We start from the raw sequence: 21,377 nt of genomic DNA, 5'->3' as shown, positions 1-21,377 counted from the left end.
GGTGTCATTGTGGAAAAACTCTTTTACAGCAATAAGGATATCAGAGAGCTTTATGAGATCAGCGAAGCACAGGCCTATCGTCATATGCGACGAATGAAGGAAATCTATGAGATTGATGAGAACCGGTTGCCCCGAAGAGGTGTGCTGCCAGTCGCAATCGTAAAAGACTACTTCCATCAGGGCAAAAAGAAAAAGGATGCTCAGTGACGGCAATCACCAAACATCCGGAGGAGGTTCCTCCATAGCTTATCACAGCTATATTATACCAAGGGACCTCCTGGATATTCAAGGAGGAAATGGAAAATGAATATAAAAATGCGTATTTTGGCCGATATCATATGCATTTCAGCATGTGTATACTGTATCGCCTATTATACAAAGTGTCTGATTAGACATGAGAATCCACTTCTCGAGGAGGTGGAAGAATGAGTCAATTTAATAAAGGGCTGCCTAGTCAACAATCATGCGTTGACATTGAAATGGCCGTATTAGAATCAATGCTTTATGAAATCTGGGAGTGTGCAAAAGCAGGCTACGAAGCTGCTAAAGCATTTATGAAATCGTATTTGCGTATTGAGTATGTAAACATGGAGCTCTCCTTTAATGATGGGAAGGCGATAGCATATGAGAGATACAGCGAAATCAAATCTGCAATGCAGAATGTTATAAGACGATGCATACATGAGAAATCATTGCATCAGGAGGTACTACATGACTAGAAATGAGGTGCTTGATAAGCTGCTTTCCAAGTACGGTAAGTATGGTTATACTCGTTTGAAAATTAGTGGGCTTATCAAAGATGGCGAGAAACACGGATTCTCTTACACAATGATTTACAACGGTTTAAGAATGGCGTTTTCCAATGTAACTGGTGAACATGAATATTTCAGCCTGCAGGACATGATGGAAATCACCGGGGAAACACAGGATGAACTAATCGCGAGAATTGAGGATTCAAGAGAAGAATTACGAAAAAATGGAGAAGACCCGGATGATTATTTTGTTCAGGTGACTCCTAAGGAGCTGCGATCATGAAGAAAATTGAAATACTTGACTTAGAGGATGAAATCATTACTTTGAAAATGTCCATATCGCTTTTAATGGTAGTGAAGGATGGCATCAAAGGCTATTTATACAATAACGAGGAAACTATTGACGAAGCCCTTTATTCAGTTTTGAATATCCAGCGCGATGCGCTTGATCGTCTAAGAAACAAATATCAAGAGTTGATTATGGAGGTGCCCAATGCAAAATATTGATGATGTCATTATTGAACTTCCAGAATACAATGAGAAAATCAAGCAGCAGTTCAAAGCGACGAGTGAATTTATTAGAAATCTACCTTTAACACGAGAGCAGAATGACGAACTTGTATATCGCCTTGCTGACGATGTTAGAGCAGCAAGAGAGGATGGTTTTGCTTGTGCTATCTGTAAACTGATTGAATCAGAAGCATCTACAAACTTATCTGACGATGCAAAGGTAGAGAACCTCAACAATGGCTTACGCAAATATGCAGCTAAAGTTAAGGCTCATGTCTTACCCGAAAACGATTGCACGCTGGATGAAGCACTGGAGATTTTAGATGGTGCTATGGATCCAATGGATATATTTGACCTTGCCTTTTACTTGGGTTATGGAAAAGCTATGGGGATTCCGGAAACAGAAGGGAGTTATCAGGCATGACGAATGAGCAGATAAACGCATTGAATGAAAGTATCGCAAAAGCAAGGACTACAAGCCAGCTACCAGAGAAGACCGTATCAAGTGGATCAACAGAACGATGCTTGAATTATCTGATGGCGATTTGAAAGAATTGTATGACATATCATTACAGATGCAGATGAAAGGATGGAAGGTATGACAATCAAGCAGAGAAGAAAAGAGTTCGGTATCTCTAGAAAATCAATGGCTAAATTATTGGGTATCACTAGGAAGCAGTACAAAGCGTTGGAAGAAAATACTGGTGAATTTGAAATCGCTACTATCACACAAATCTGTCTGATTTTTAATATTGAAAATGTTTTAGATATTGAGCGAAAGAACACATATCCGATTTTAAAAAGAAAACGACTCATTCAGGGGCTTTCCCTGCGCGATACAGCGCATAAAGTGGGAGTGAATGTATTTACCTATTGGATGGTAGAACGCTACTGTAGAAGGCTGGATGATGCGACACTAGAAAGAATTGCAGAATTGTTAGCACCGGAAGCAGAGTTTTCAGCATTTAAGGAGGCATTCTTATGTATAGAGTAAGTGAAAGCATAGCTAAAGTCGGCTCAGAGTTCCTATTGGATATCATGAGCTGCGAAACACCAATCTATTTTCTGTATTATAACGGGAGCATGTGGCTTCCTTTGGAATGTGTCGTATTGGCGATTACTAACGAACAAATGATGGTACGGTATGAAACACGTCCAGGATGGCCCGAAACAGACTCACAGCAAGGCGTTAAGATGCACTGGATAGAAATATCCGATTATAACGTAAACTGGTTCACAAACGGTGAGGAAGCGGAATTTGAATCAGATGAAAGAAACGACATCATCAGGGAGGGAAAGAGAAATGAAGCTTAATTTAGACTACAGCAATAACACTGTGCGTATCGGCGTGGAATTATTTGACGATGGTACAAAATACGAACAGGGATACAGCATTAAAGCAGGCAAGGATATTCATATCGACTTTGCTACAGACTTCATGGCTGACTTATACGGCCGTGAGGATATGTATGCGAAAACGGTAGAGATAGCTACGAAGATGGAAGAGAACATAAACACTCTGGTTCACCATCTGGCAGAAATGCAAGCAGAAGAAAAGCATATCAAATACGCGCTTTCACAGGAGTAATAGATGGCAGAAACAAAACGATACTACTGGATAAAATTAAAGGAAGACTTCTTTCAGGATGATGCTATTTCATGGATAGAAGAGCAAAAAGATGGAAAAGAATGCTGCCTGTTTTATCTCAAATTATGTCTAAAATCATTACGAAATCAAGGGGTGCTTGTCCGTTATATTGGTGACTCACTAATACCGTATGATGAGAAGAAATTAGCAGAAATTACAAGCACTCGGTTGCATATTGTAAAAAAATCTATCAAATTGTTGTCAGAAGCTGGTCTAATCACTGTCATGGATACAAGAGAAATTCAAATCAAAGAGTTTAAAAATCTAGTCGATAGAAAACTCCTTTTGAAAAGGTGATGCATTATGGAAAACGGATCCTATGTATACCTGTTCCGTAAATTTGGACGATGTGAATGGTATACAGATGTGTCGGCAAAAGTATTGTTCATCCACTGCCTTATAAAGGCGAATTGGAGGGATAAAGAGAGTCATGGCACACTGATAAAACGTGGCACATTTTTAACATCGATTCGCAGATTGTCACATGAAACAGGACTCACGGATAAACAGGTAAGAGGTGGGTTATCACGCTTGGAAAAGGCAGAAGCTATCATCTATAAACCGGCAAAAATGAACAGCATTATCGTCGTATTGAACTATGATAAATACCAAAATTGCGACGAAAAACAGGGCACACAAAAAGGCACACCTCAAAATGAAAATAGGGCACAGCAAGAGGCACACCTCAAATGTGATAAAAATCCCTTGTTTATCAATAAAATGAATGCATCTGAATGTATGAAGGGCACACAGGAGGACACACCTGAATCAATGCTGAGGGCACACAAAAGGGCAACAACGAATAATATAAAAGAATATAATACTTTAAATACTTATGCGCAAATTGCGCAAAGTATGTCTGATTGTGATACTCAAAATAGTGGTGTGATATTGGAAAATGCATTCGATAGAGAACATGCATTCAATGAATTTTGGAAAGCATATCCTAAAAAAAGAGACAAGAAAAAGTCTCATATAAAATTCCTCAGTGTTTGTAAAAACGAACAGGTCTATCAGTCCATCATGGATGGTTTAGAAAGACAGGTCACATCAGCTGACTGGTTAAAAAATAATGGTCAGTATATCCCTTATCCTACTACATGGTTGAATGGAGAACGATGGAATGATGAAGTTGATGAATTTATTACATCTTCATCAAGAGAAATAAAGGCGGGTGATTGGTAATGACGAAAGAAGAGATGACACAGGTCATAAATACGATTCTGAATATTTATCCTAATTTCATGTATGGTAGAAACCTTAAAGAAGTCTGTAAGGCTTGGTACAGTATTATGCATGATCAGGACTACAAGAAAGTCATGAAGAAATTAAATGCGTGGATTGCGGAGAATGAGAAACCCCCGCTTCCATGCAATCTAATAACGGTTGATTGGAGAAAATCTTATGAACACCAGCTCAATGATTGAAGCGCAAGCAACAGCAATCGGTATGCTTTCTGTCTACAATGAGTTATTTGCAGTTTCTATCTTAGAACCGGAACATTTTGTAGGACCATATCAAAACATTTTCAAGGCTATGCTTGATTACTACAAGAAAAACGGCTTCATAACGATTGAAGCATTGCTCGATTATCCAGGATTTGATATCGACCTTTATGCAAGGTGCTCAGACATCCCTTATTCAGGAGATATAAAAAATTTCAAGCGTATACAGCGTGTTGTGATTGATAAATTCAAGGAGCGTAAAATAGTTGAGATATCAGATAAACTGAAAGAACACAGTATCAGCTTGGACGAATACAACGCAGTATATCAGAAAGTATGCACATTAGATACTGCAGAGTCTTACAAACTGGATTCAGAGAAGCTTTTAGAATCATGCAGAGATGATAAGAAAAGCATCTACTTCAAGAAATATCAGCAGTTGGGCTCTTTATTGAGGCTGAAAGAAAATGATTTTATGGTTATCGCAGGTGCGACTGGTTCAGGTAAATCTGGATTCGCATTGAACCTGTTGAATGATCTGTCATGGAGATATGATTGCCTGTATTTCAATCTGGAAATGGTCCCGCAAGAGCTTCATCAGAGGCTGATATCCATTAACTGCGGACTTGACCAAAACTACATAGCATCATACAAAAGAATGTCAGAGATAGAGGTAAATGATGTGAATAGAGCTGTCAATTCAATAGCACAGCGTTCTATCGAGGTTGTTGACAAGAGCCAGTCTATAGATTCTATCCGGTCGATGGTCGCCAGTCATGATGGGAAAAGGCATATCATTGTAATTATTGATCACATTGGGCTTATTGGTTCTCGAGCAAGAAACTCATATGAACGTATGACAGAAATTGCAAAGGAGCTACGCAAGATCAGCTTAGATTATAACTGTACGATCATAGGATTATGTCAGCTGAACCGTGATGCCACTAAAACATCAGGAAAACCAAAACTGTCAATGCTGCGGGATAGTGGAGAAATCGAACAGAGCGCGAGCAAGATTCTGTTCGTATGGCAGGATGATGACGGTTATTCTCTAGTGTTGGAAAAGAACCGAAGTGGGCCAACAGGCTATATCCCTATCACCTACAATAAGAATAATCAGGTCATTAGTGAGGTAAGACCATGAATCAATGGGAAGTGTATGAGGTGTTAAAGAAGCCCTCTACGGCTGAAATAAGTAAACTGGAGGAAACACCTTCAGAAGTTATAAAAGAAGCTCTTATAGAGTTTCTAGTTGTATCACAACGAGGGAATCTGAATGAAGAAGTGTGTAAATTGTAAATACTTCGAAACTCACGGTGAGCATAAAGGCCGCATGATGTATTATTGCGACCATATGAGTGCACGCAAATATACAGAAAATGATTTTATATGTTATGGGCATCCGGATATACCCATCATTTCACAGGCACCACACTGGTGTCCGTTTAATCGAAAGAAGGCGAAGAATGAAAAAGAAAATGAGCGAGCAGGAGCGTAAAGCTCTACAAGCGAAGTTAAGGGATTTAGAAGAATTATACGCTGCAGGCTATCGCTATGCTGCGAGAAACCAGAGTGGTGAGCTGAGAGCGTACAAAAAGACACCTTACAAAGAAATCAATTTCTGGTTCAGCTATGGTTATGGTCCAGGGTATGCTATCACGATTCGACATGACATGCTCGATATGCTGAATTGGAATGATCAGGAACCGGCATACATCAAGAAAGAGATAGAATCTATCAGGAAGCAGTTGGTGGACAGTCTGAATGAATGATTATCAGAAAGCATATGGCGAATTATGGAGCGTACTGAAATATGAGCCAGCATGTGAAATAGAAAAAAATTGCAAAGAGAATATCAAGCGCTTGGAGACACTGGAACCATTAGTTGAACGTGCATCAGGAATCAAACCTGCTAAGCACGCAGCAGGTCATACATACTGCCCGAAATGTAAGACAGTCATTGCCAATAAGTGTAACGTGAATAGTTTGAATTTCTGTCATAAGTGTGGGCAATCGTTAGACTGGAGTGATGATGGTGATTAAATATCGTATTTATGCGGAGGACGATAACGAAAATCAAATATCAAAAAGCTATGTAGTCAGAAATCCGAATAGCTTTCTGACTAGGCTGTTGGTGCTGTATATAAAAATATGCTGCCTTGACCATTATGGATGTGGTGGTGCTGTTTATGTCGAACCTGTATGGAGCGATGAACAGGAGGGAAATGAATGAGGTATACGACATTGTCCAAAAAGTATAAAGTGGAAATCGACAAAGTAAGGGTGAATGGTTATGATGCTTATGTTCTGCATGAAGCCAATCTCCTATTGTTATTCTACACAGCAGAGGAGCTGCAGCAGTATCTGGAAGAGGTGTATTGATGAAATCGAAGAAAGAGAAGCGGAAAGATAAAGAAATCTGCAAGGACTTTTATAACAAATGCCGGAACTATCATAGAAACTTGTCTAAGATAGAAGCGAATCGGTTGAAGTATGATGAGATAATGAATGACATGTATGGAGTAAGCTCAGTCGTGATGAAGGATGTCATCATGGAGAATGCCGGTGACCCAAGTCATGTATGGGATCACTATCTGGTTGAAAAGAAGGATGAGCTTTTATTGGAGAGAGCTGCATTACTGTACGACACAGTGATTGTTAACAAAGTGCTGAATAATATTGCTGACGGTGAGGTGGTCGACATGATTACAGAGTGTTACATTGATAGAAACAAAAAGCATGATGATATAGCGTATAATCATAATCGAAGTAAGCCTACTATGTATTCAGATATGAATAGAGCAGTCCTAAGCCAGTTGAAAAAATAAAAGTCTTTACTGAGTAAAGGGTTTTCCGTGATATTATGATAGCATGGAAAGAACAGGAAGATACTTCTTGTTCAAAAAAACGGCCTGCGATGTAAGTGTACGCACGCATCGCTAAACAACCTTTCCTAAAGGTGATTGTTCGTACAAATAATCGCCAGTGGCATATGCGTGGGTAGGTACGGCTTAACGGCGGTATGTCACAATTAAAAAAATATCAAAACAGGGAAGGACCTCATACTAATGAGAATACCTGTTAGATATATTGGTTGCCCTGGTGGCGGAATAACCAAAAGAAAAAGCGGTAAGGAATCCTAAGCGGACTTACCAGCGTAAAGCGTCTGAAAAGGGCGCTTTAAAATTAAAACGTAGTTATCGCACCTCTTAACAATGTGGCACAGATAACTCTATAGAGGCTAAGGATGCATAGACGTATGCTATTAACCGAACGCCTGTTAAACAAAGCACGTAGAACTGCCCGTTATAAGGGATACAGGAGAAAACGTGCTTTTTATTTTACCAGAAAGGAATGATATACATGAAAGCAAGAAAGAAACCGGTTGTAGTGGATGTATTACAGTGGACAGGCAAAAATCATAGAGAAATGTTTGATTTCTTGACAGGTTATCAAAAACAAAATGAATTTATGACCGCTTACGGAGATACATTTTATATCAATCACGATAAAGTAAAGGGTGGGCTAATCATTAGAACTCTGGAAGGTGAGCATATCGCTGAAATCGGTGATTACATCATTAAGGGTGTTCATGGGGAGTTTTATCCATGCAAGCCGGATATCTTCAAAAAAAACATACGAGGTACTAGAGGATGATTACAGTATGTAAAGACTGCCCTAAACGCCATCCAGGATGCCACGGAGCGTGCGAATGGTACAAGGCAGAACGTAAGGCACTAGACAAGGAAAACACGCGCAGACGCAACGAGAGTGCTGCTATATGCAGCAGCAGGAGGGATAAAAAATGGAGTTAAGACAAGAAATAAGGCATTTAAGAGATGTGAAATGGAATAATGAGCGAGAAATATATAGATTGACAAATAAGCTAAGAGAGGCTGAACACCTCTTGGAAAAGGAGCGCAGAGCACATATGAATATAGGTGCAGCAATCAAATCACTGGAGGAGGCACACAAGATTCAGGAATGCAGTTTAAAAGGTGGCTATGACGATTATAACCAGGGCCTATATAATGGTTTGGAGCTGGCATTGTCAATCATGTGTGATAAAGAGCCTGTATATGCACAGCCATGTCGCATAGAGATACCTTTAACCATATCTGACAAAGAAATTGCAAAGATGATAAACAACTTCATAAAGGAAAATCTGAAATGAAGGTAAATGTGTTAGGTACAGTATACAAAATCAAATATATTCCTTCCCTTGATGGCAGAGGCGGAGAAACAGATTTCTATACCAAAGAAATTCGCATCAGCGAACAAGAAGACGTTCCGGCGGAATATAAAACAGATAATCTGAAAGAAATGCAGAGGCATGTATTGAGACACGAACTGATACACGCCTTTTTGTTTGAATCTGGTATGGACCAGAGCAGCGCTGCACACGAGGCATGGGCCGTTAATGAAGAAATGATAGACTGGATGGCAATACAGATGCCTAAGATAATGGCAGCTTATGATAGTATCGTAAAACAAAGATTAAAGTATGCAGATGCTGATATAGTTGCACAGGGGGCAGGGTATTTGATTAAGCCAGCGACATAAAAAAGAAAGGAGAGTGATCTAATGAGCAATAATATAAATACCTTAATAAACAAGTTGCAGAAGGCATTAAAAGCCAAAGGCAAAGTGTATTGTATAAATAGGTCACAATTCTATTCTGATAAATACGATTGCATATGCACAAAGTATACAGTATTTACAACATACATGGATGCAGATGGAGAAAAGCAGAAAGATAGCTATTACTTTGATAAAGCGTTAGACGTGGTACAATTCCTTGCTGATTTATTAAGGGATGATAGCTCGTGAAAATAAGTGAGAAACAAAAGGCATTTGTGCTGTATCTGTGTAAGGATAACCTTTCACAAACTGATGCGTACATAAAAGCGGGATATAGCCCTAAAGGAGCAAGAGCTGGTGCTGCTCGTCTGTTAACAAACGTTAGCGTCCAAGAATATATGAAAAAGGTCATGAAAAAGGTCGAAGATAAGAAAATCGCTGACATTAAAGAAGTCATGGAGTTTTATACTGCGGTCATGCGTGGAGTTGAAAAGGACCAGTTTGGATTGGACGCAGCGCTGAAAGAAAGGTTAGATGCTGGAAAAGAGCTAATGAAACGGCTGGAGAAGGTTGCGGGCGATAACGACATGGACATAAATATCACTTTCACACCAGCAAGTGCAGAAAATGACAAAGCAGATTAACGTTGCGTTAAACGACCACTTCATCAACTTTGTAAACGACTGGGAAAGCAAATTTTATTTTCTGGTCGGCGGATACGGTTCGTCGAAAAGTTATCACGTGGGAGTTAAACTTCTCAGCAAACTTCTGGCAGAAAAACGCAAGGCTTTAGTTGTACGAGAAGTGTTTGAAACTATCCGTGAATCTTGCTATGATTTATTGCAAGAAATAGCAGAGAACATGGGCGTTGATCATTTGATGAGCTTTACTGCTTCGCCAATGCAAGTAAAATTCAAAAACGGGAGCAAAATCATTTTCAAGGGAATGGATAAACCAGCTAAGCTGAAGTCTCTGAACGGTGTTTCGATTGTCTGGATAGAAGAATGCTCAGAAGTTAAATATGAAGGCTTCAAGGAGATTACAGGACGTCTGAGACATCCTTCTTTGAGTAACCACATCATCCTATCGACAAACCCAGTTAGCAAGGCAAACTGGTGCTATAAGTATTTCTTTGAGGATAAAAAAGAACACTTCTTCTATTTGAGTGACAAAGAACTTTATGAGAAGCGGATTATCCGTAAGGGAAAGATATACTATCACCATAGTACGGTTGATGATAATTACTTTGTTCCGGATGATTACATCGAGCAGTTGGACGACTTAAAAAGCCATGATCCAGATTTATACAGGATAGCACGCAGGGGGATGTTCGGAACCAACGGAAAGAGAGTATTTCCACAATTTGAAACAAAACCACATGAAGAAGTAATGGATCTCATACAACAGATACACGACCCCATGTTCAAAAATGGTATGGACTTTGGCTTCGTTACCTCGTACAACGCATTATTACGACTGGCAATAGACCATGAAAACAAGATTTTGTATATTTACTGGGAGTATTATTCAAGGGATAAAACAGACCCTGAAATATTCGAGGATATAAAAGAGTTTGCCGAATCTGGGGAGCTCATTAAATCAGATAACGCAGAGCCTAAGGCAATCAAGTATTATAAGCAAAAGGGAATCCGTATGAAGAAATGCAAAAAATTCAGCGGTTCACGATACGTATACACTAAAAAGGTAAAACGATTTAAAAAAATCATATGCTCAGATGAATGCCACAACACAGTTGATGAACTGCAGGAGCTTACCTTTAAAGTAGATAAAGATGGTGAGATTATCGAAGATGAGTTCAATATTGACCCTCACACATTATCAGCCATTTGGTATGCGTTGGATGATTATGAGGTATCAGATTTAAAAAAGCATGTAGGTATGAGGTCGCTATAGACCTTTTTATTTTGGAGGTGATACGTTGGGAATCGTTAGAAAAATCCGGAAGGGAGTGAAAGCAGCAAGAATGGCAATGAAAGACAAAGAACGTTACGAGGATCACTTAAAAGAGTTGGTGTCTGAATTTCTCAACAGTAAAAGACGTGAGTGGATGTATATCGGCGACCGTTATTATGCAGTAGATAACGATATAAAAAAACGTAAAATGGAGCGTGTTGTTGACGGCAAGACAGTGCCAGAAAAAAACAAAGCCAACAATAAGCTCGCACATGCATCCTACAAAAACATGGTGGACGAAAAAGTAGCATACATATTTGCGAAGGAATATACGCTCGATTGTAAGGATAAGGTCTATCTAAAAAGTGTGCAGGATGTACTCGGCAAGCGATTTAAACATTTCTTGATGCGTTCTGGATACGCTGCCAGTAATCATGGCATAGCGTGGTGGCATCCATACGTTGATGAGCAAGGCAAATTTAAAATTATGCTTGTCCCTGCCAGTAAGTGCTTACCAGAGTGGACAGACAATAATCATGAAGAACTAAAGGCTATGCATTATATCTATGATACAGTCTACTATGACGGCGGCGTAAAGAAATACAGAACTCACGTGGAAACGTGGACAGCTGATGGATATGTGTGCAGAGTGAGAGAAGGCGAAGACTATATTCTGGATATGGCAAAGAACGTTGATGATGCAGGTAACACCGTGGTTCACTTTAAAAACGGAAAAGAGTGGTGTAGTTGGGGGAAAGTGCCCTGGATACCGGTGAAAAATAACGATATTGAATTACCGGATATCAAATTCGTTAAGTCGCTTATTGATAACTATGATAAATCACGGAGCGAAGCTGCAAACTACGTGGAAGAAACAAAAAATCTTATCTTTATCCTTAAGGGATATAAAGGTGATAATCTTGAAAAATTCTTAAGCGATATCAACGAAAAGCGTGCTCTCGTGCTTGATGCAGACGACGAGGACGATAATTCAGGCGTAACGACACTTACGCCCACTATGGATATAACGGCGCTCAGAGAGCATTATGAGCAGCTTAAAAGAGATATCATTGATTCAGGGCAGGGAGTAATCAAGGATTTGGATAAATTTGGCAACGCCCCATCCGGTGTGGCTCTCAAATTTATGTATTCTGGACTGAATTTGAAAGCTGATGCAATGGTGATGCATGTGACATTTGCCTTTGAAGACTTACTGTATTTCATAGATTCCTTCCTGGATGCGAAGCACACAGAAGAAATAAGCATCACGTTTAATCTTGATATGAAGATAAACGAAACCGAGAAGATTAACAATCTTAACGCTTCCAGTGCTAATATTTCCCAAAATACATATTTAACCAACCATCCATATGTTGATGATGTGGAAAAAGAAAAAGAACTGATGGAAAGTGAAGGACATTCGTTTCAGGATAGAGTGCCTTTAGGCGCAGAAGATGGCGAAGAGTAAACTATATCAGAATAGTGAATATTGGGAAAACCGGATAGCTAAGGAAACGTGGAGGACTTACAATAATGTAGAAGAGCAAAATCGCGATTTGCTGAGAATGTATGAAAAGACTTCATCCAGCATCAAACGAGAGCTATATGCGTTGGCTGAAGAAGCCGAAAAGACTGGGGAGCTTACACGAACACAGCAATACCGATTTAACAAGCTGCTTGGCCAGCAAGGGGCTATATTTCAGGAAATAGAAAAACTTGGTACATCCATCGAAAAGTCGCAGACCTCACGCATGAAGACTGCAGGAAGGGCAGTTTATAAAAATGTCATGGAATCGCTAGGGATTGATAATTTTTCCTTTCCCAACAAAAAAGAAATGGAGCAAATGCTACGATCACCTTGGCACGGTTCGTTTTTCAGTGAAAGACTGTGGAATGACATGGGTGTTCTGGAACGTAATATGAATGGTGTTATCAACAATTTCATAGCGACTGGGAAGACAGTTACAGAAACAGCTGTTCAGTTGTCAAACGTCATGCAGAAATCTTTTAATGTAGCGCATCGCCTCGTACGCACTGAAACGATAAATTACATGAACCGAAGTGCATTGCGCGGTTACAAAGATGCAGGTGTCAAAAAGGTGCAGTGGTGGGCTGCTGAGGATGAACGCACTTGTAAGATATGCGGTGCGAACCATGAGAAAGAATACGATATCGATAAAGCGCCAATTCTTCCGTGCCACACAGGATGCAGATGTACATGGCTTCCAGTGTTGGATGATGAAACACCAAAATTGACGGAAGCTGAGAATGCTGCAATCGTCAAATATGTAAGCCCGGATGCTTATGTGCTGAACGATAAGTTGAGAAATGGGTATGATCTATCAGAGAGTGATAAAAAGTGGATCAATAGCCTTGATAAAGCCTTATACAAAATACCTGCTATACAAGGAGTAGTAAACCGGTCACTTAACTTTCTGCACGATGAAGACAGAAAAAAATTTATAGAAATGCATGAGGTAGGAAACAAAGTTAAATACAAAGAATATGTTTCATCTTCAATGAATGAGGTATATAATGAAGATGGAGAAGTACAGATAACGATTTACTCAAAAAACGGGAGAGATATAAGAAGTGTCAATCCTGAGGAAAATGAAATTTTGTTTATGCGAGATACGGAATTTGAATCTGTCAACATAGAAAAGTTAAACGGAAAAACATATATTGATCTTGTGGAGGTTGATAAAAATGAGCAATAAAAACATTGATGAGTACAATAGAATGAAGCTATACGAACCCTTGATGCCTAAAGTTATAGGGAAAGTTGAACTTACCGATGAAGACAAGCGGCTTGCTAAAATCATGAGGAAAGATAGGCATGATAAATTGCTTGTGGCTGGAAAAATCACACAAGAGCAATACGATGAGTTGGAAAAAGATAGGGAATAGATGCCAACATGCTTATGCAGAAATGATACAGGATGAATACTGTGATAACAGATTGAAGTGCAGGACGCAGAAGATACAGCGGACCTGCATTTTTTGTGGAAAGACTGAAAGAGAGGTGACCTATATGAAGGACCCGCCACAGCGGAAACTGCCGTATTTTTGCAATCATCTGAAATGACACGGAGAGCCGTGTTTTTATTTTATCGACTGCCGGGTATAGGCAGACCTACAAACCGCACGCGAGCGGTATATAAATGCTATGGAGGTTATATATGGAATGGATAAAAAAAATCATTGAAAAGCACATAGGAGAAGATGGAAAACTGAATCTCACTGAAGCAATCAAAGAAATCAACAAACAGGCGCCGGACAATGTTGTGTCCAAAGATGAGTACAACACTGTTGTCGATGCTAAGGAACAGCTCACCAAGGACGTTAAAGCTCGTGACAAACAGCTGGAGGATTTGAAAAAAGCCGGTTCTGTCGAAGACCTAAAAAATCAGTTGGAGGCTGCTCAGGAAGCGAACAAAAAGGCAAAGAAGGAATATGATGCCGAAATCGCTAATATGAAGTTTGATGCAGCAATCGAAAAAGCATTGGAGGAGGCAATTCATCCGGACTTGATGTCAGGAAAAATTGACCGAACAAAGCTGAAAATCAAAGAAGACGGCTCTGTTGAAGGATTGGAAGACCAGGTTAAAAGCCTGAAAGAAACATACAAAGATATGTTTAAGACAAAAACCGGGAAGACACCGCCAGAAGGTGATGATCCAGATAAAAAGCCAGAGGATATGTCTTACGAAGATTTTGTTAATCAGCTGGAAAACGGCGAATAGAAAGGAAGATGATATATGACTACACAATTTGATGCTAAGATTTTCAATGAAGAGGCATTCGGAAAATACATGAATGCCATTCCTGATGTAAAGCGTAACAAACTACTGGAATCAGGAGCAATTACAAAGGACCAGCGCCTGCTGGATCTGTTTGGCAATCAGACCAATACCGCATACGGTATCATTCCATTTTATGGCAATCTGGAGGGTGACCCAGATAACTATGACGGTAAAACTGATGTAACAACTTCAACTACAACCACATTTGAACAGGGTGTATTTACATTTGGCCGCATGCACGGATGGACGGAAAAGGATTTCTCTTACGAGATTACCGGTGGTGTCGATTTCATGGCAAACGTTCGTACCAAAATCATGAAATTCTGGAATGACAAAGACCAGGATAGTATCCTAGCTATTCTGAAAGGCGTTTACTCTATGACCGGAGCAAAAAACACAGAGTTTATCACAGCGCACACAAACGATATTTCAGAAAAATCCGACGAAGCTGCGAAAGTTGGTCCAACATCGCTGAATGACACAATGCAGAGGGCTTGTGGTGACAACAAGGATATCTTTAAGCTTGTTATCATGCACAGCTCTGTTTCTACGAATCTGGAAAATCTCAAGCTGATTGCATACCTTAAATATACGGACGCAAGCGGTGTTGAGCGTGACCTCGGAATGGGGACATGGAATGGGAAATTAGTTATTATTGATGATTCCATGCCTAGCGAAACCGTCCCTGCAAAGGAGGCACAGGGAAATGAGGGAGAGGAAGGATATGTACCCGCTACAGAGGAATATACAAAGTATACAACTTACGTGCTGGGTGACAAAGCGATCTCCTTCCAGCCGTTAAGCGTAAAACATCCATATGAAATGGTACGCGAGGCGAAGGTCAATGGTGGAGAAGACACGCTGATTAGCCGTAAACGTACAGCCGTGGCGGTAAACGGAATTTCTTACCTTAAGAAACAGCAGGCATCTTTATCCCCTACCAATGAGGAAATGGCCGACGGTAAAAACTGGTCTTTAGTAAATGACAGCTCTGCCGGAGGAAGCAAGTATATCAGCCACAAAGCTATCCCAATCGCACGTATTATTTCAAGAGGGTAACCATTCCCTCTTTTCCAAAGGAGGGGAATCATGGATCAGAAAGAGCTGAAACAAAAGGTTGCAACAAAATTGAGTTTTAAACCGCATATCAAAAACATTGATCAGCCATATGTTGATGATACAGTAAATGATGCCATTAATGACGCTTTAGATTATATAAATTATCGTGAAGGCGACATCGATGAAAAGATAGTTACGCCAGTCTCTGATTTATGTGTTTATAGGCTCATTCTTACTGGAAATGAAGGTCTATCGAGCAGTTCAAAAGCCGGAACAAGCGAAACATACAGCGGAGACATACCAAAATCTATCCGCCGAGCATTGAGAAAGTACAGGAGTCTACCATGAGCATATTTACAGATATGTTACCAGCGACTCTGCTTGTCAATAAAACAAAAAAAGGAAAATCTGGCGCAAAAACGGATGATTATGTGCCGATTGGGGGTATCATGGTGGCTGTTTACAAAAACAGCAGCTACAAAAATATAAACACGGTCAAATACCAGGACAGTACGCACAACGGCATCACGATGTCTAAGGATTTTGATGTGGGCAAAGAATACCGCATTGACATAGACACGCAGCATTATGAGGTACAGGATTTTGACACTTCTGGAAGACAGACTACGCTCATACTGAAAAGGATTGACCTTTATGGATGATGATAACAGGGAATTTTGCCAGTCTGTTGACAACGTCACCTTGCAGATGCTTAAAGAGATGGAGCATAATGTTGAACGTGGCTGTCTTATTATTGAACGTGCAGCTAAAATAAACTGTGCTGATATAGTGGATTACGGTCATTTGAGAGCTTCAATAACTCATGATGTTTCAGTGACTGCGAAAGACATCACAGGGCGTATCTACAGTAATTTGGATTATGCGCCATATATCGAAAAAGGAACCGGCGTTCATGCAAAAGATGGAGATGGTAGAAAGACACCGTGGTATGTTCCTGTAGATGAATACGCCGGAACGAAACGGCCGACGTTTGAAGGGAAGGTGGTCATTGTGTATGGGAAAAAGGGAAAGAAGTTTTATAAGACTGATGGCATGAAGCCACGGTCTTTTTTAGAACCTGCAAGGGACGAAAACAAGGCTAAAGTGCTGAAAGTGCTGGGAGGTAAGTGATGATCGAATATGCAATCAGAGAGTATCTGGAACACATCACAGGCATGGATGTATCTCCGGCGTTTACTTACGGTCCTTTCCCTGCTATGACTTACAAGATATCGCCTTATAACGAGGGGGCTGTGAAGGAGTGTCAGTTGGAAGTAAGGGTGATCAGTGGGAACATGGAAGAGTGTTTGGAAATTCGTGATAAGGTCATTCAGGCATTGAATACAGATGAACAGCAACCATCTATCGTTATGGGAGACTATGCTGTAAGAGCACAGGTTTCCGGCGGTGGATGGTTGTTCAATTCAGAAACAAACATGTGGGAATATCCCACTCTTTTCAATTTACTATGGAGGTAAGATATGGAAGAAAAAACACAAGAAATTCTGCTAGGCGCTGGCGAGCTGTATATGTATGAGTTTAATGGAACAGAAATTCCGGTACATGCAGAAATCGAAACAGATGAGCACAATGTAGGACATTGCTCCGGCGGGTTTTCCTTGGAATACAAACCCGAGATATACGATGTAAAGGACTGGTTCGGAAAAATCGTTGCAAGGTTTGTAATCGGTGAAGACATGGCAATCAAAACCGGTATCATTAGCTGGTCGCTGGCTAAGCTTGCGTTGCTTTCCACAGCGGTTTTTACAGAGAATAAAGAAAAGAAGACACGAACGCTCGTATTTGGTGGTAACAAAGATTTAAAAACAGTGTTGGTGCGATTCGTACACACTAAAAAAGGTGGCAAGAAATTGCGCTTTACCGCCATTGCACAGGGCGGAAATGGGTTCTCGTTGGAATTCAGTCAGAAGGAATTGACGATTGACGCACAGCTGAATGCAATAGCTAAAAAGAAAGACTGGCTATGTGAGTTTGAAGAAGAAATGGAAGATGCACCGGTAACACCGGAAGAAGGAGGAACAGAATGAAACCAATTGATTTATCAGCATATGCCAACAGAACGGTAGATTTCCTCATCAAAGGGGAATTAGTCAAGCTTCCAGAACTTTCCTATCGTGATATGAAGAAAGTTGCTGAGTATGAGGCGAACGAAGATACGACACAGCAAGACGAACTGAAAATGGTTTTGTGGCTTCTGAATAAGAACACCGGTGGCAAACAGTTCACAGAGAAGGATGTATATGACCTTCCTGCTGGGGCAATCTCCAGAATCTACAGAGAATGTGTCCTGCTTCCACGTAAAGCATTGAACGACCCAAACTAGCAATCCCACTCCCATCTGATCCTGTGATACGCGATGCAATCATTCAAAAGTATTTCAGTACGGAGGAGTGGGAGGGCAAGTATCAAACTATGAGCGGTGAGTTGAAAGCTATTAGTGATTATACCAGACTATCATTTGATGAAGTCATGGAGCAGCCGTATAGCCTTTTCCTGCTCTATCGAAAAGATGCGTGGATGTATAACAATATGCGTTCAGAAGCAGGCAGAAAATTCATGAAAGATTTGATCAGACTGCAGACGACTTCTGCAGACTTGCAAGCAGTACATGCATTCAAAGGAGGTGTCATGACATGAGCTTAATGGGAGGCCTTGAACTGGCACCTCTGATTACAAAAATCAAAGTTGACATTGCAAACTTCAAAAAAGACATGGAAAGTGTCAAAGCGGAGGCAGTAGTTCAGGCAAAGGATGTATCAAAGAAGCTTGAATCCACTGCTAAAGTAGGACAGAACATGTCAAAAGTAGGAGGGCAGGCTACGAAATTACTTACAGTTCCCCTGCTTGCTGCAGGAACTGCTGCAGGGAAGCTGAGCATGGATCTATCTAAAAACATGGGACTTGTGTCAACATTATTGGATGGTTCAGTAGAACAGGTCAATAAAAGAACGGAAGAGCTGAAACAGAATGTTTATAAGATATCCAATGATACAGGATTGGCTACAAGCAATATCAGCGATGGCTTATATCAGGTCGTTTCAGCGTTTGGCGATACCGCAGACAGTGCAAAGATATTGGAAATCGCATCAAAAGGAGCGAAAGCCGGTAATGCAGAGGTAACTGACAGTATCAACCTTTTATCAGCGGTAACGAAGGGATATGGCGATACTTCGGCAGCCGCGAACCAGAAGGTTTCTGACCTTGCTTTCCTTACTGCGAAATTGGGACAGACGACATTCCCGGAGTTGGCTGGATCAATCGGAAGAGTAGTGCCTTTAACAAAGCAGTTGAATGTAAGCCAGGAAGAATTATTCGGCGTTATGGCCACAGCTACCGGCGTAACTGGAAACGCAGCAGAGGTATCTACACAGCTGCGTGGTGTCCTCCAGGCATTGATGGCACCTACAGACAGTATGGCGGAACTCATGAAAAAATACGGCTACGAAAATGGCGAAGCTATGATCAAGGGAAAAGGTCTGCAAGGCACTATCGACATCATCACAAAGGCAGCAAAAGATAGTGGCAAACCATTACAATCTTATATCGGTTCAATCGAAGGTCAGACCTTGGCTCTGGCATTGAGCGGAGCACAGCATGATGTATTCACTGAGAAATTAAAAAAAATGCAGGATGCTACAGGTGCAACAGATGAAGCATTCAAGCGTGTTAATGAAACCACTGGTGCGAAGTTCAGCAATTCACTGAACAAAGCTAAGAACTCACTTACGAAGCTAGGAGATGCTATGGCTCCAATGCTGGAAAAGGCCGCTGACCTCATCGGTAAGGTTGCGGAGAAAATAGGGAAGATGAAACCGGAAACGATGGAGCTTATCGTGAAGGTAGGAGCTCTGGTTGCTGCGTTTGGTCCATTGCTGAAAATCACTGGTTCTCTAGTAACAGGTTTTACGAAATTGGCACCTGCTGTATCCGGAGCAACGAAACTTATAGGCAAAGGCATTCCACTCATAGGGAAGTTGGGATCTTCGCTGGCATCTAGCAGCGGTCTTATTGGAAAATTTGGTGGGCTACTATCAAAGTTAGCACCTGCTGGAGCTACAGCAGCAGGCGGTTTGGCGAAAGTTACAGCTGGTGCTGCAGGGATGACAACTGCAGCTGCTGGTGGCACTACTGCATTAACCGGTGTTGTATCCACACTTGGTGGTTTGGTACTGCCTGCGGCAGGGGCTGTGGCGGCAATTGGCGGCTTAGCTCTAGCGGGCAAAGCAGTATACGATAATTTGCAACAAGATGTAATTCCTAGTATTGACTTATTCGCTGACCGTACTGTTATTGATTATGATAAGGCTGGAAACGCTGTAGGAGCTCATACGGTTAGAATTAGTGAAGAAACAGAAAAACAACTGTCATCGTATCTTAAACTTTCAAACGATGCACAACAATTCTCTATGGATATGTATACGGGTATTACAAAAGTAACAGATGAAAGCGTCGGAAAGATATCGGGAAAAGTTGATGACATGGCAAATAAAGTGACATCTTCTATTGAAAAACAAAAAGAAGGAACTGTCAGCAGATATCAACAAATGTTTGATTCTACCACTGCAATAACTTCTGAAGAACAAAAAGAGATTATGAAAACAGTTAACGATGGATACAAGGGCAGGATTGATAAAACAAAATACCTGAAAGATCAAATAACAGGTATTTACAAGGAAATTAAAGATAATGGTGGTAAGATTACAAAGAGTCAACAGGAACGTATTGATCAACTCTACGATCAGATGAAAACTGAGGCAGTAGAAGCTATGTCGAGTAATAAGGCTGAACAAGAAGTCATATTAAATAGATTAAATTCTAGCAGCACTCGTATCACTGCAGAAATGGCAGGTAATGCCATTAAAGAAATGAATAAACTTGAAAAAGAATCCGTAAAATCAGCTGGTAGAAAGCGTGATGAACTTGTGCGACAAGCTGAAGAATTAAAAACTATTGAAGGTGGAAAATACAAAGAAAAAGCAGAAGAAATCATAAAGAGCGCAAACGAAGAATACGAAAAATCCGTAGAGGCGGCTAAAAAGACAAAAAAAGAAGGTATTGATAAACTTATGTCTGCTCATTCTGAATTAGCAGATAAGGTGGATATCTCAACAGGTGAAGTTGTCTCAAAATGGACAAAAATGTTTGGACATTGGGACCGGTGGAATCCAGAAGATAAGGAAGTTACTGTTACAACTAATTATGTTGAGAAGTATTCCAAGGTTTATGAAAGACCTACAAACCAAGCTGGCAAGTGGGTTTCACAATACGCGACGGGTTTTGATTATGTCCCTTATGATGGATACAATGCGCGGTTGCATAAAGGCGAACGTGTGCTTACCGCAAAGGAAAACGAGGAATATACAGCTCAGAAAATCTATGGTAAGGGGAACGCTGGTGCCGTTACGCTTAATGTACCTCTTTATATCAATGGAAAAGAGTTTGCGCACGCCACTGTGAATGACATTTCGGAAGAGCTCGGATGGAGGTAGGATATGAGGATAAATGAAAAACGACTGGGGGAATGTGAAGAATTATGTGTAAGTAAAAATCGACAGGTTTAGATAGTAGATGACGAATCATGTCTAATCATCATCTGTTTATGTATTATCAGTATGCCCAATTCATCAAGGGTTATACTGATTTT

The 21,377-nt window shown here is 40.5% G+C and carries 40 protein-coding genes; all 40 read left to right on the top strand.

Annotated features, from left to right (window positions below):
• Positions 1-9 precede the first annotated feature (9 nt).
• Positions 10-207 carry a hypothetical protein gene (locus KSZ58_RS21260; RefSeq protein WP_040014110.1) on the top strand — a complete coding sequence of 66 codons (198 nt, stop codon included), beginning with the start codon at positions 10-12 and terminating at the stop codon, positions 205-207.
• 96 nt (positions 208-303) lie between these two features.
• A complete protein-coding gene (locus KSZ58_RS23310; protein WP_009270740.1) occupies positions 304-429 on the top strand; it encodes a hypothetical protein in 126 nt (41 codons plus the stop codon).
• Complete coding sequence (locus tag KSZ58_RS21255; RefSeq protein ID WP_009270739.1) at positions 426-719, top strand: hypothetical protein; 294 nt, start codon at positions 426-428, stop codon at positions 717-719. The genes KSZ58_RS23310 and KSZ58_RS21255 overlap by 4 nt, the downstream gene beginning before the upstream one ends.
• Positions 712-1,035 (top strand): hypothetical protein, encoded by a 324-nt coding sequence (locus tag KSZ58_RS21250; protein ID WP_008815997.1) that lies wholly within the window; start codon positions 712-714, stop codon positions 1,033-1,035. Before KSZ58_RS21255 ends, KSZ58_RS21250 begins: the two co-directional genes overlap by 8 nt.
• On the top strand, positions 1,032-1,259 hold the full coding sequence (locus tag KSZ58_RS21245) for a hypothetical protein (RefSeq protein ID WP_008815996.1): 228 nt from the start codon (positions 1,032-1,034) through the stop codon (positions 1,257-1,259). Before KSZ58_RS21250 ends, KSZ58_RS21245 begins: the two co-directional genes overlap by 4 nt.
• Positions 1,246-1,686, top strand: a complete 441-nt coding sequence (locus tag KSZ58_RS21240; protein WP_009270738.1) for a hypothetical protein — start codon at positions 1,246-1,248, stop codon at positions 1,684-1,686. Before KSZ58_RS21245 ends, KSZ58_RS21240 begins: the two co-directional genes overlap by 14 nt.
• Complete coding sequence (locus KSZ58_RS23305; RefSeq protein WP_009270737.1) at positions 1,683-1,811, top strand: hypothetical protein; 129 nt, start codon at positions 1,683-1,685, stop codon at positions 1,809-1,811. Before KSZ58_RS21240 ends, KSZ58_RS23305 begins: the two co-directional genes overlap by 4 nt.
• A gap of 49 nt (positions 1,812-1,860) precedes the next feature.
• Positions 1,861-2,256 (top strand): helix-turn-helix transcriptional regulator, encoded by a 396-nt coding sequence (locus tag KSZ58_RS21235; protein ID WP_008815993.1) that lies wholly within the window; start codon positions 1,861-1,863, stop codon positions 2,254-2,256.
• A complete protein-coding gene (locus KSZ58_RS21230; RefSeq protein ID WP_009270736.1) occupies positions 2,244-2,576 on the top strand; it encodes a hypothetical protein in 333 nt (110 codons plus the stop codon). The genes KSZ58_RS21235 and KSZ58_RS21230 overlap by 13 nt, the downstream gene beginning before the upstream one ends.
• Positions 2,566-2,850: a hypothetical protein gene (locus tag KSZ58_RS21225; RefSeq protein WP_008815991.1), complete on the top strand. Its 285-nt coding sequence runs from the start codon at positions 2,566-2,568 to the stop codon at positions 2,848-2,850. Before KSZ58_RS21230 ends, KSZ58_RS21225 begins: the two co-directional genes overlap by 11 nt.
• A 3-nt stretch (positions 2,851-2,853) precedes the next feature.
• Positions 2,854-3,207, top strand: a complete 354-nt coding sequence (locus tag KSZ58_RS21220; protein ID WP_008815990.1) for a phage replisome organizer N-terminal domain-containing protein — start codon at positions 2,854-2,856, stop codon at positions 3,205-3,207.
• 6 nt (positions 3,208-3,213) lie between these two features.
• The gene (locus tag KSZ58_RS21215) at positions 3,214-4,095 is read left to right on the top strand and encodes a hypothetical protein (RefSeq protein WP_008815989.1); all 882 of its coding nucleotides are present in this window, start codon (positions 3,214-3,216) and stop codon (positions 4,093-4,095) included.
• Positions 4,095-4,337 (top strand): replicative helicase loader/inhibitor, encoded by a 243-nt coding sequence (locus KSZ58_RS21210; protein ID WP_008815988.1) that lies wholly within the window; start codon positions 4,095-4,097, stop codon positions 4,335-4,337. The genes KSZ58_RS21215 and KSZ58_RS21210 overlap by 1 nt, the downstream gene beginning before the upstream one ends.
• Positions 4,330-5,499 (top strand): DnaB-like helicase C-terminal domain-containing protein, encoded by a 1,170-nt coding sequence (locus tag KSZ58_RS21205; protein WP_242409605.1) that lies wholly within the window; start codon positions 4,330-4,332, stop codon positions 5,497-5,499. Before KSZ58_RS21210 ends, KSZ58_RS21205 begins: the two co-directional genes overlap by 8 nt.
• Positions 5,496-5,654, top strand: a complete 159-nt coding sequence (locus KSZ58_RS21200; RefSeq protein ID WP_008815986.1) for a hypothetical protein — start codon at positions 5,496-5,498, stop codon at positions 5,652-5,654. Before KSZ58_RS21205 ends, KSZ58_RS21200 begins: the two co-directional genes overlap by 4 nt.
• Complete coding sequence (locus tag KSZ58_RS21195) at positions 5,632-5,853, top strand: hypothetical protein (protein ID WP_008815985.1); 222 nt, start codon at positions 5,632-5,634, stop codon at positions 5,851-5,853. The genes KSZ58_RS21200 and KSZ58_RS21195 overlap by 23 nt, the downstream gene beginning before the upstream one ends.
• Positions 5,822-6,127: a hypothetical protein gene (locus KSZ58_RS21190; protein WP_008815984.1), complete on the top strand. Its 306-nt coding sequence runs from the start codon at positions 5,822-5,824 to the stop codon at positions 6,125-6,127. Before KSZ58_RS21195 ends, KSZ58_RS21190 begins: the two co-directional genes overlap by 32 nt.
• Positions 6,120-6,398 (top strand): hypothetical protein, encoded by a 279-nt coding sequence (locus tag KSZ58_RS21185; RefSeq protein WP_009270735.1) that lies wholly within the window; start codon positions 6,120-6,122, stop codon positions 6,396-6,398. The genes KSZ58_RS21190 and KSZ58_RS21185 overlap by 8 nt, the downstream gene beginning before the upstream one ends.
• Positions 6,385-6,588, top strand: coding sequence for a hypothetical protein (locus KSZ58_RS21180; RefSeq protein WP_244343473.1), 204 nt, complete (start codon positions 6,385-6,387; stop codon positions 6,586-6,588). The genes KSZ58_RS21185 and KSZ58_RS21180 overlap by 14 nt, the downstream gene beginning before the upstream one ends.
• Positions 6,585-6,737, top strand: a complete 153-nt coding sequence (locus tag KSZ58_RS21175; protein WP_008815981.1) for a hypothetical protein — start codon at positions 6,585-6,587, stop codon at positions 6,735-6,737. Before KSZ58_RS21180 ends, KSZ58_RS21175 begins: the two co-directional genes overlap by 4 nt.
• Positions 6,737-7,183: a hypothetical protein gene (locus KSZ58_RS21170; RefSeq protein WP_009270734.1), complete on the top strand. Its 447-nt coding sequence runs from the start codon at positions 6,737-6,739 to the stop codon at positions 7,181-7,183. Before KSZ58_RS21175 ends, KSZ58_RS21170 begins: the two co-directional genes overlap by 1 nt.
• Positions 7,184-7,718: 535 nt before the next feature.
• Positions 7,719-8,012 carry a hypothetical protein gene (locus KSZ58_RS21165; protein ID WP_009270733.1) on the top strand — a complete coding sequence of 98 codons (294 nt, stop codon included), beginning with the start codon at positions 7,719-7,721 and terminating at the stop codon, positions 8,010-8,012.
• A gap of 148 nt (positions 8,013-8,160) precedes the next feature.
• Complete coding sequence (locus KSZ58_RS21160; protein WP_009270731.1) at positions 8,161-8,529, top strand: hypothetical protein; 369 nt, start codon at positions 8,161-8,163, stop codon at positions 8,527-8,529.
• Positions 8,526-8,918, top strand: a complete 393-nt coding sequence (locus tag KSZ58_RS21155) for a hypothetical protein (RefSeq protein WP_009270730.1) — start codon at positions 8,526-8,528, stop codon at positions 8,916-8,918. The genes KSZ58_RS21160 and KSZ58_RS21155 overlap by 4 nt, the downstream gene beginning before the upstream one ends.
• Before the next feature lie 21 nt (positions 8,919-8,939).
• Positions 8,940-9,185, top strand: coding sequence for a hypothetical protein (locus KSZ58_RS21150; RefSeq protein ID WP_009270729.1), 246 nt, complete (start codon positions 8,940-8,942; stop codon positions 9,183-9,185).
• Positions 9,182-9,580 (top strand): terminase small subunit, encoded by a 399-nt coding sequence (locus tag KSZ58_RS21145; protein ID WP_009270728.1) that lies wholly within the window; start codon positions 9,182-9,184, stop codon positions 9,578-9,580. Before KSZ58_RS21150 ends, KSZ58_RS21145 begins: the two co-directional genes overlap by 4 nt.
• Positions 9,564-10,850 (top strand): PBSX family phage terminase large subunit, encoded by a 1,287-nt coding sequence (locus tag KSZ58_RS21140; protein WP_009270727.1) that lies wholly within the window; start codon positions 9,564-9,566, stop codon positions 10,848-10,850. The genes KSZ58_RS21145 and KSZ58_RS21140 overlap by 17 nt, the downstream gene beginning before the upstream one ends.
• 25 nt (positions 10,851-10,875) lie before the next feature.
• Positions 10,876-12,318: a phage portal protein gene (locus KSZ58_RS21135; protein WP_009270726.1), complete on the top strand. Its 1,443-nt coding sequence runs from the start codon at positions 10,876-10,878 to the stop codon at positions 12,316-12,318.
• Positions 12,305-13,567, top strand: a complete 1,263-nt coding sequence (locus tag KSZ58_RS21130) for a minor capsid protein (protein WP_009270725.1) — start codon at positions 12,305-12,307, stop codon at positions 13,565-13,567. Before KSZ58_RS21135 ends, KSZ58_RS21130 begins: the two co-directional genes overlap by 14 nt.
• Positions 13,557-13,757, top strand: a complete 201-nt coding sequence (locus KSZ58_RS21125; RefSeq protein WP_009270724.1) for a hypothetical protein — start codon at positions 13,557-13,559, stop codon at positions 13,755-13,757. The genes KSZ58_RS21130 and KSZ58_RS21125 overlap by 11 nt, the downstream gene beginning before the upstream one ends.
• Before the next feature lie 272 nt (positions 13,758-14,029).
• A complete protein-coding gene (locus KSZ58_RS21120) occupies positions 14,030-14,593 on the top strand; it encodes a phage scaffolding protein (protein ID WP_009270723.1) in 564 nt (187 codons plus the stop codon).
• Positions 14,594-14,608: 15 nt separating this feature from the next.
• The gene (locus tag KSZ58_RS21115) at positions 14,609-15,712 is read left to right on the top strand and encodes a major capsid protein (protein WP_009270722.1); all 1,104 of its coding nucleotides are present in this window, start codon (positions 14,609-14,611) and stop codon (positions 15,710-15,712) included.
• A gap of 30 nt (positions 15,713-15,742) precedes the next feature.
• Positions 15,743-16,060, top strand: a complete 318-nt coding sequence (locus tag KSZ58_RS21110; RefSeq protein ID WP_009270721.1) for a hypothetical protein — start codon at positions 15,743-15,745, stop codon at positions 16,058-16,060.
• Positions 16,057-16,374, top strand: a complete 318-nt coding sequence (locus tag KSZ58_RS21105) for a hypothetical protein (RefSeq protein ID WP_009270720.1) — start codon at positions 16,057-16,059, stop codon at positions 16,372-16,374. The genes KSZ58_RS21110 and KSZ58_RS21105 overlap by 4 nt, the downstream gene beginning before the upstream one ends.
• Positions 16,367-16,843 carry an HK97 gp10 family phage protein gene (locus tag KSZ58_RS21100; protein WP_009270719.1) on the top strand — a complete coding sequence of 159 codons (477 nt, stop codon included), beginning with the start codon at positions 16,367-16,369 and terminating at the stop codon, positions 16,841-16,843. The genes KSZ58_RS21105 and KSZ58_RS21100 overlap by 8 nt, the downstream gene beginning before the upstream one ends.
• On the top strand, positions 16,843-17,190 hold the full coding sequence (locus KSZ58_RS21095) for a hypothetical protein (protein WP_009270718.1): 348 nt from the start codon (positions 16,843-16,845) through the stop codon (positions 17,188-17,190). Before KSZ58_RS21100 ends, KSZ58_RS21095 begins: the two co-directional genes overlap by 1 nt.
• A 3-nt stretch (positions 17,191-17,193) precedes the next feature.
• On the top strand, positions 17,194-17,760 hold the full coding sequence (locus KSZ58_RS21090) for a hypothetical protein (RefSeq protein WP_009270717.1): 567 nt from the start codon (positions 17,194-17,196) through the stop codon (positions 17,758-17,760).
• On the top strand, positions 17,757-18,056 hold the full coding sequence (locus KSZ58_RS21085) for a hypothetical protein (protein WP_009270716.1): 300 nt from the start codon (positions 17,757-17,759) through the stop codon (positions 18,054-18,056). The genes KSZ58_RS21090 and KSZ58_RS21085 overlap by 4 nt, the downstream gene beginning before the upstream one ends.
• Positions 18,057-18,145: 89 nt before the next feature.
• Positions 18,146-18,370, top strand: a complete 225-nt coding sequence (locus KSZ58_RS21080; protein WP_050811600.1) for a hypothetical protein — start codon at positions 18,146-18,148, stop codon at positions 18,368-18,370.
• Positions 18,367-21,222 (top strand): phage tail tape measure protein, encoded by a 2,856-nt coding sequence (locus KSZ58_RS21075; protein WP_009270715.1) that lies wholly within the window; start codon positions 18,367-18,369, stop codon positions 21,220-21,222. Before KSZ58_RS21080 ends, KSZ58_RS21075 begins: the two co-directional genes overlap by 4 nt.
• Positions 21,223-21,377 lie beyond the last annotated feature (155 nt).

It is taken from the genome of Erysipelatoclostridium sp. DFI.2.3 (genome assembly GCF_019132535.1).
Classification (GTDB): domain Bacteria; phylum Bacillota_I; class Bacilli_A; order Erysipelotrichales; family Erysipelotrichaceae; genus Clostridium_AQ; species Clostridium_AQ innocuum.
The sequence above is the reverse complement of the archived record's forward strand: the minus strand, read 5'-3'. Positions and strand labels throughout refer to the sequence as shown.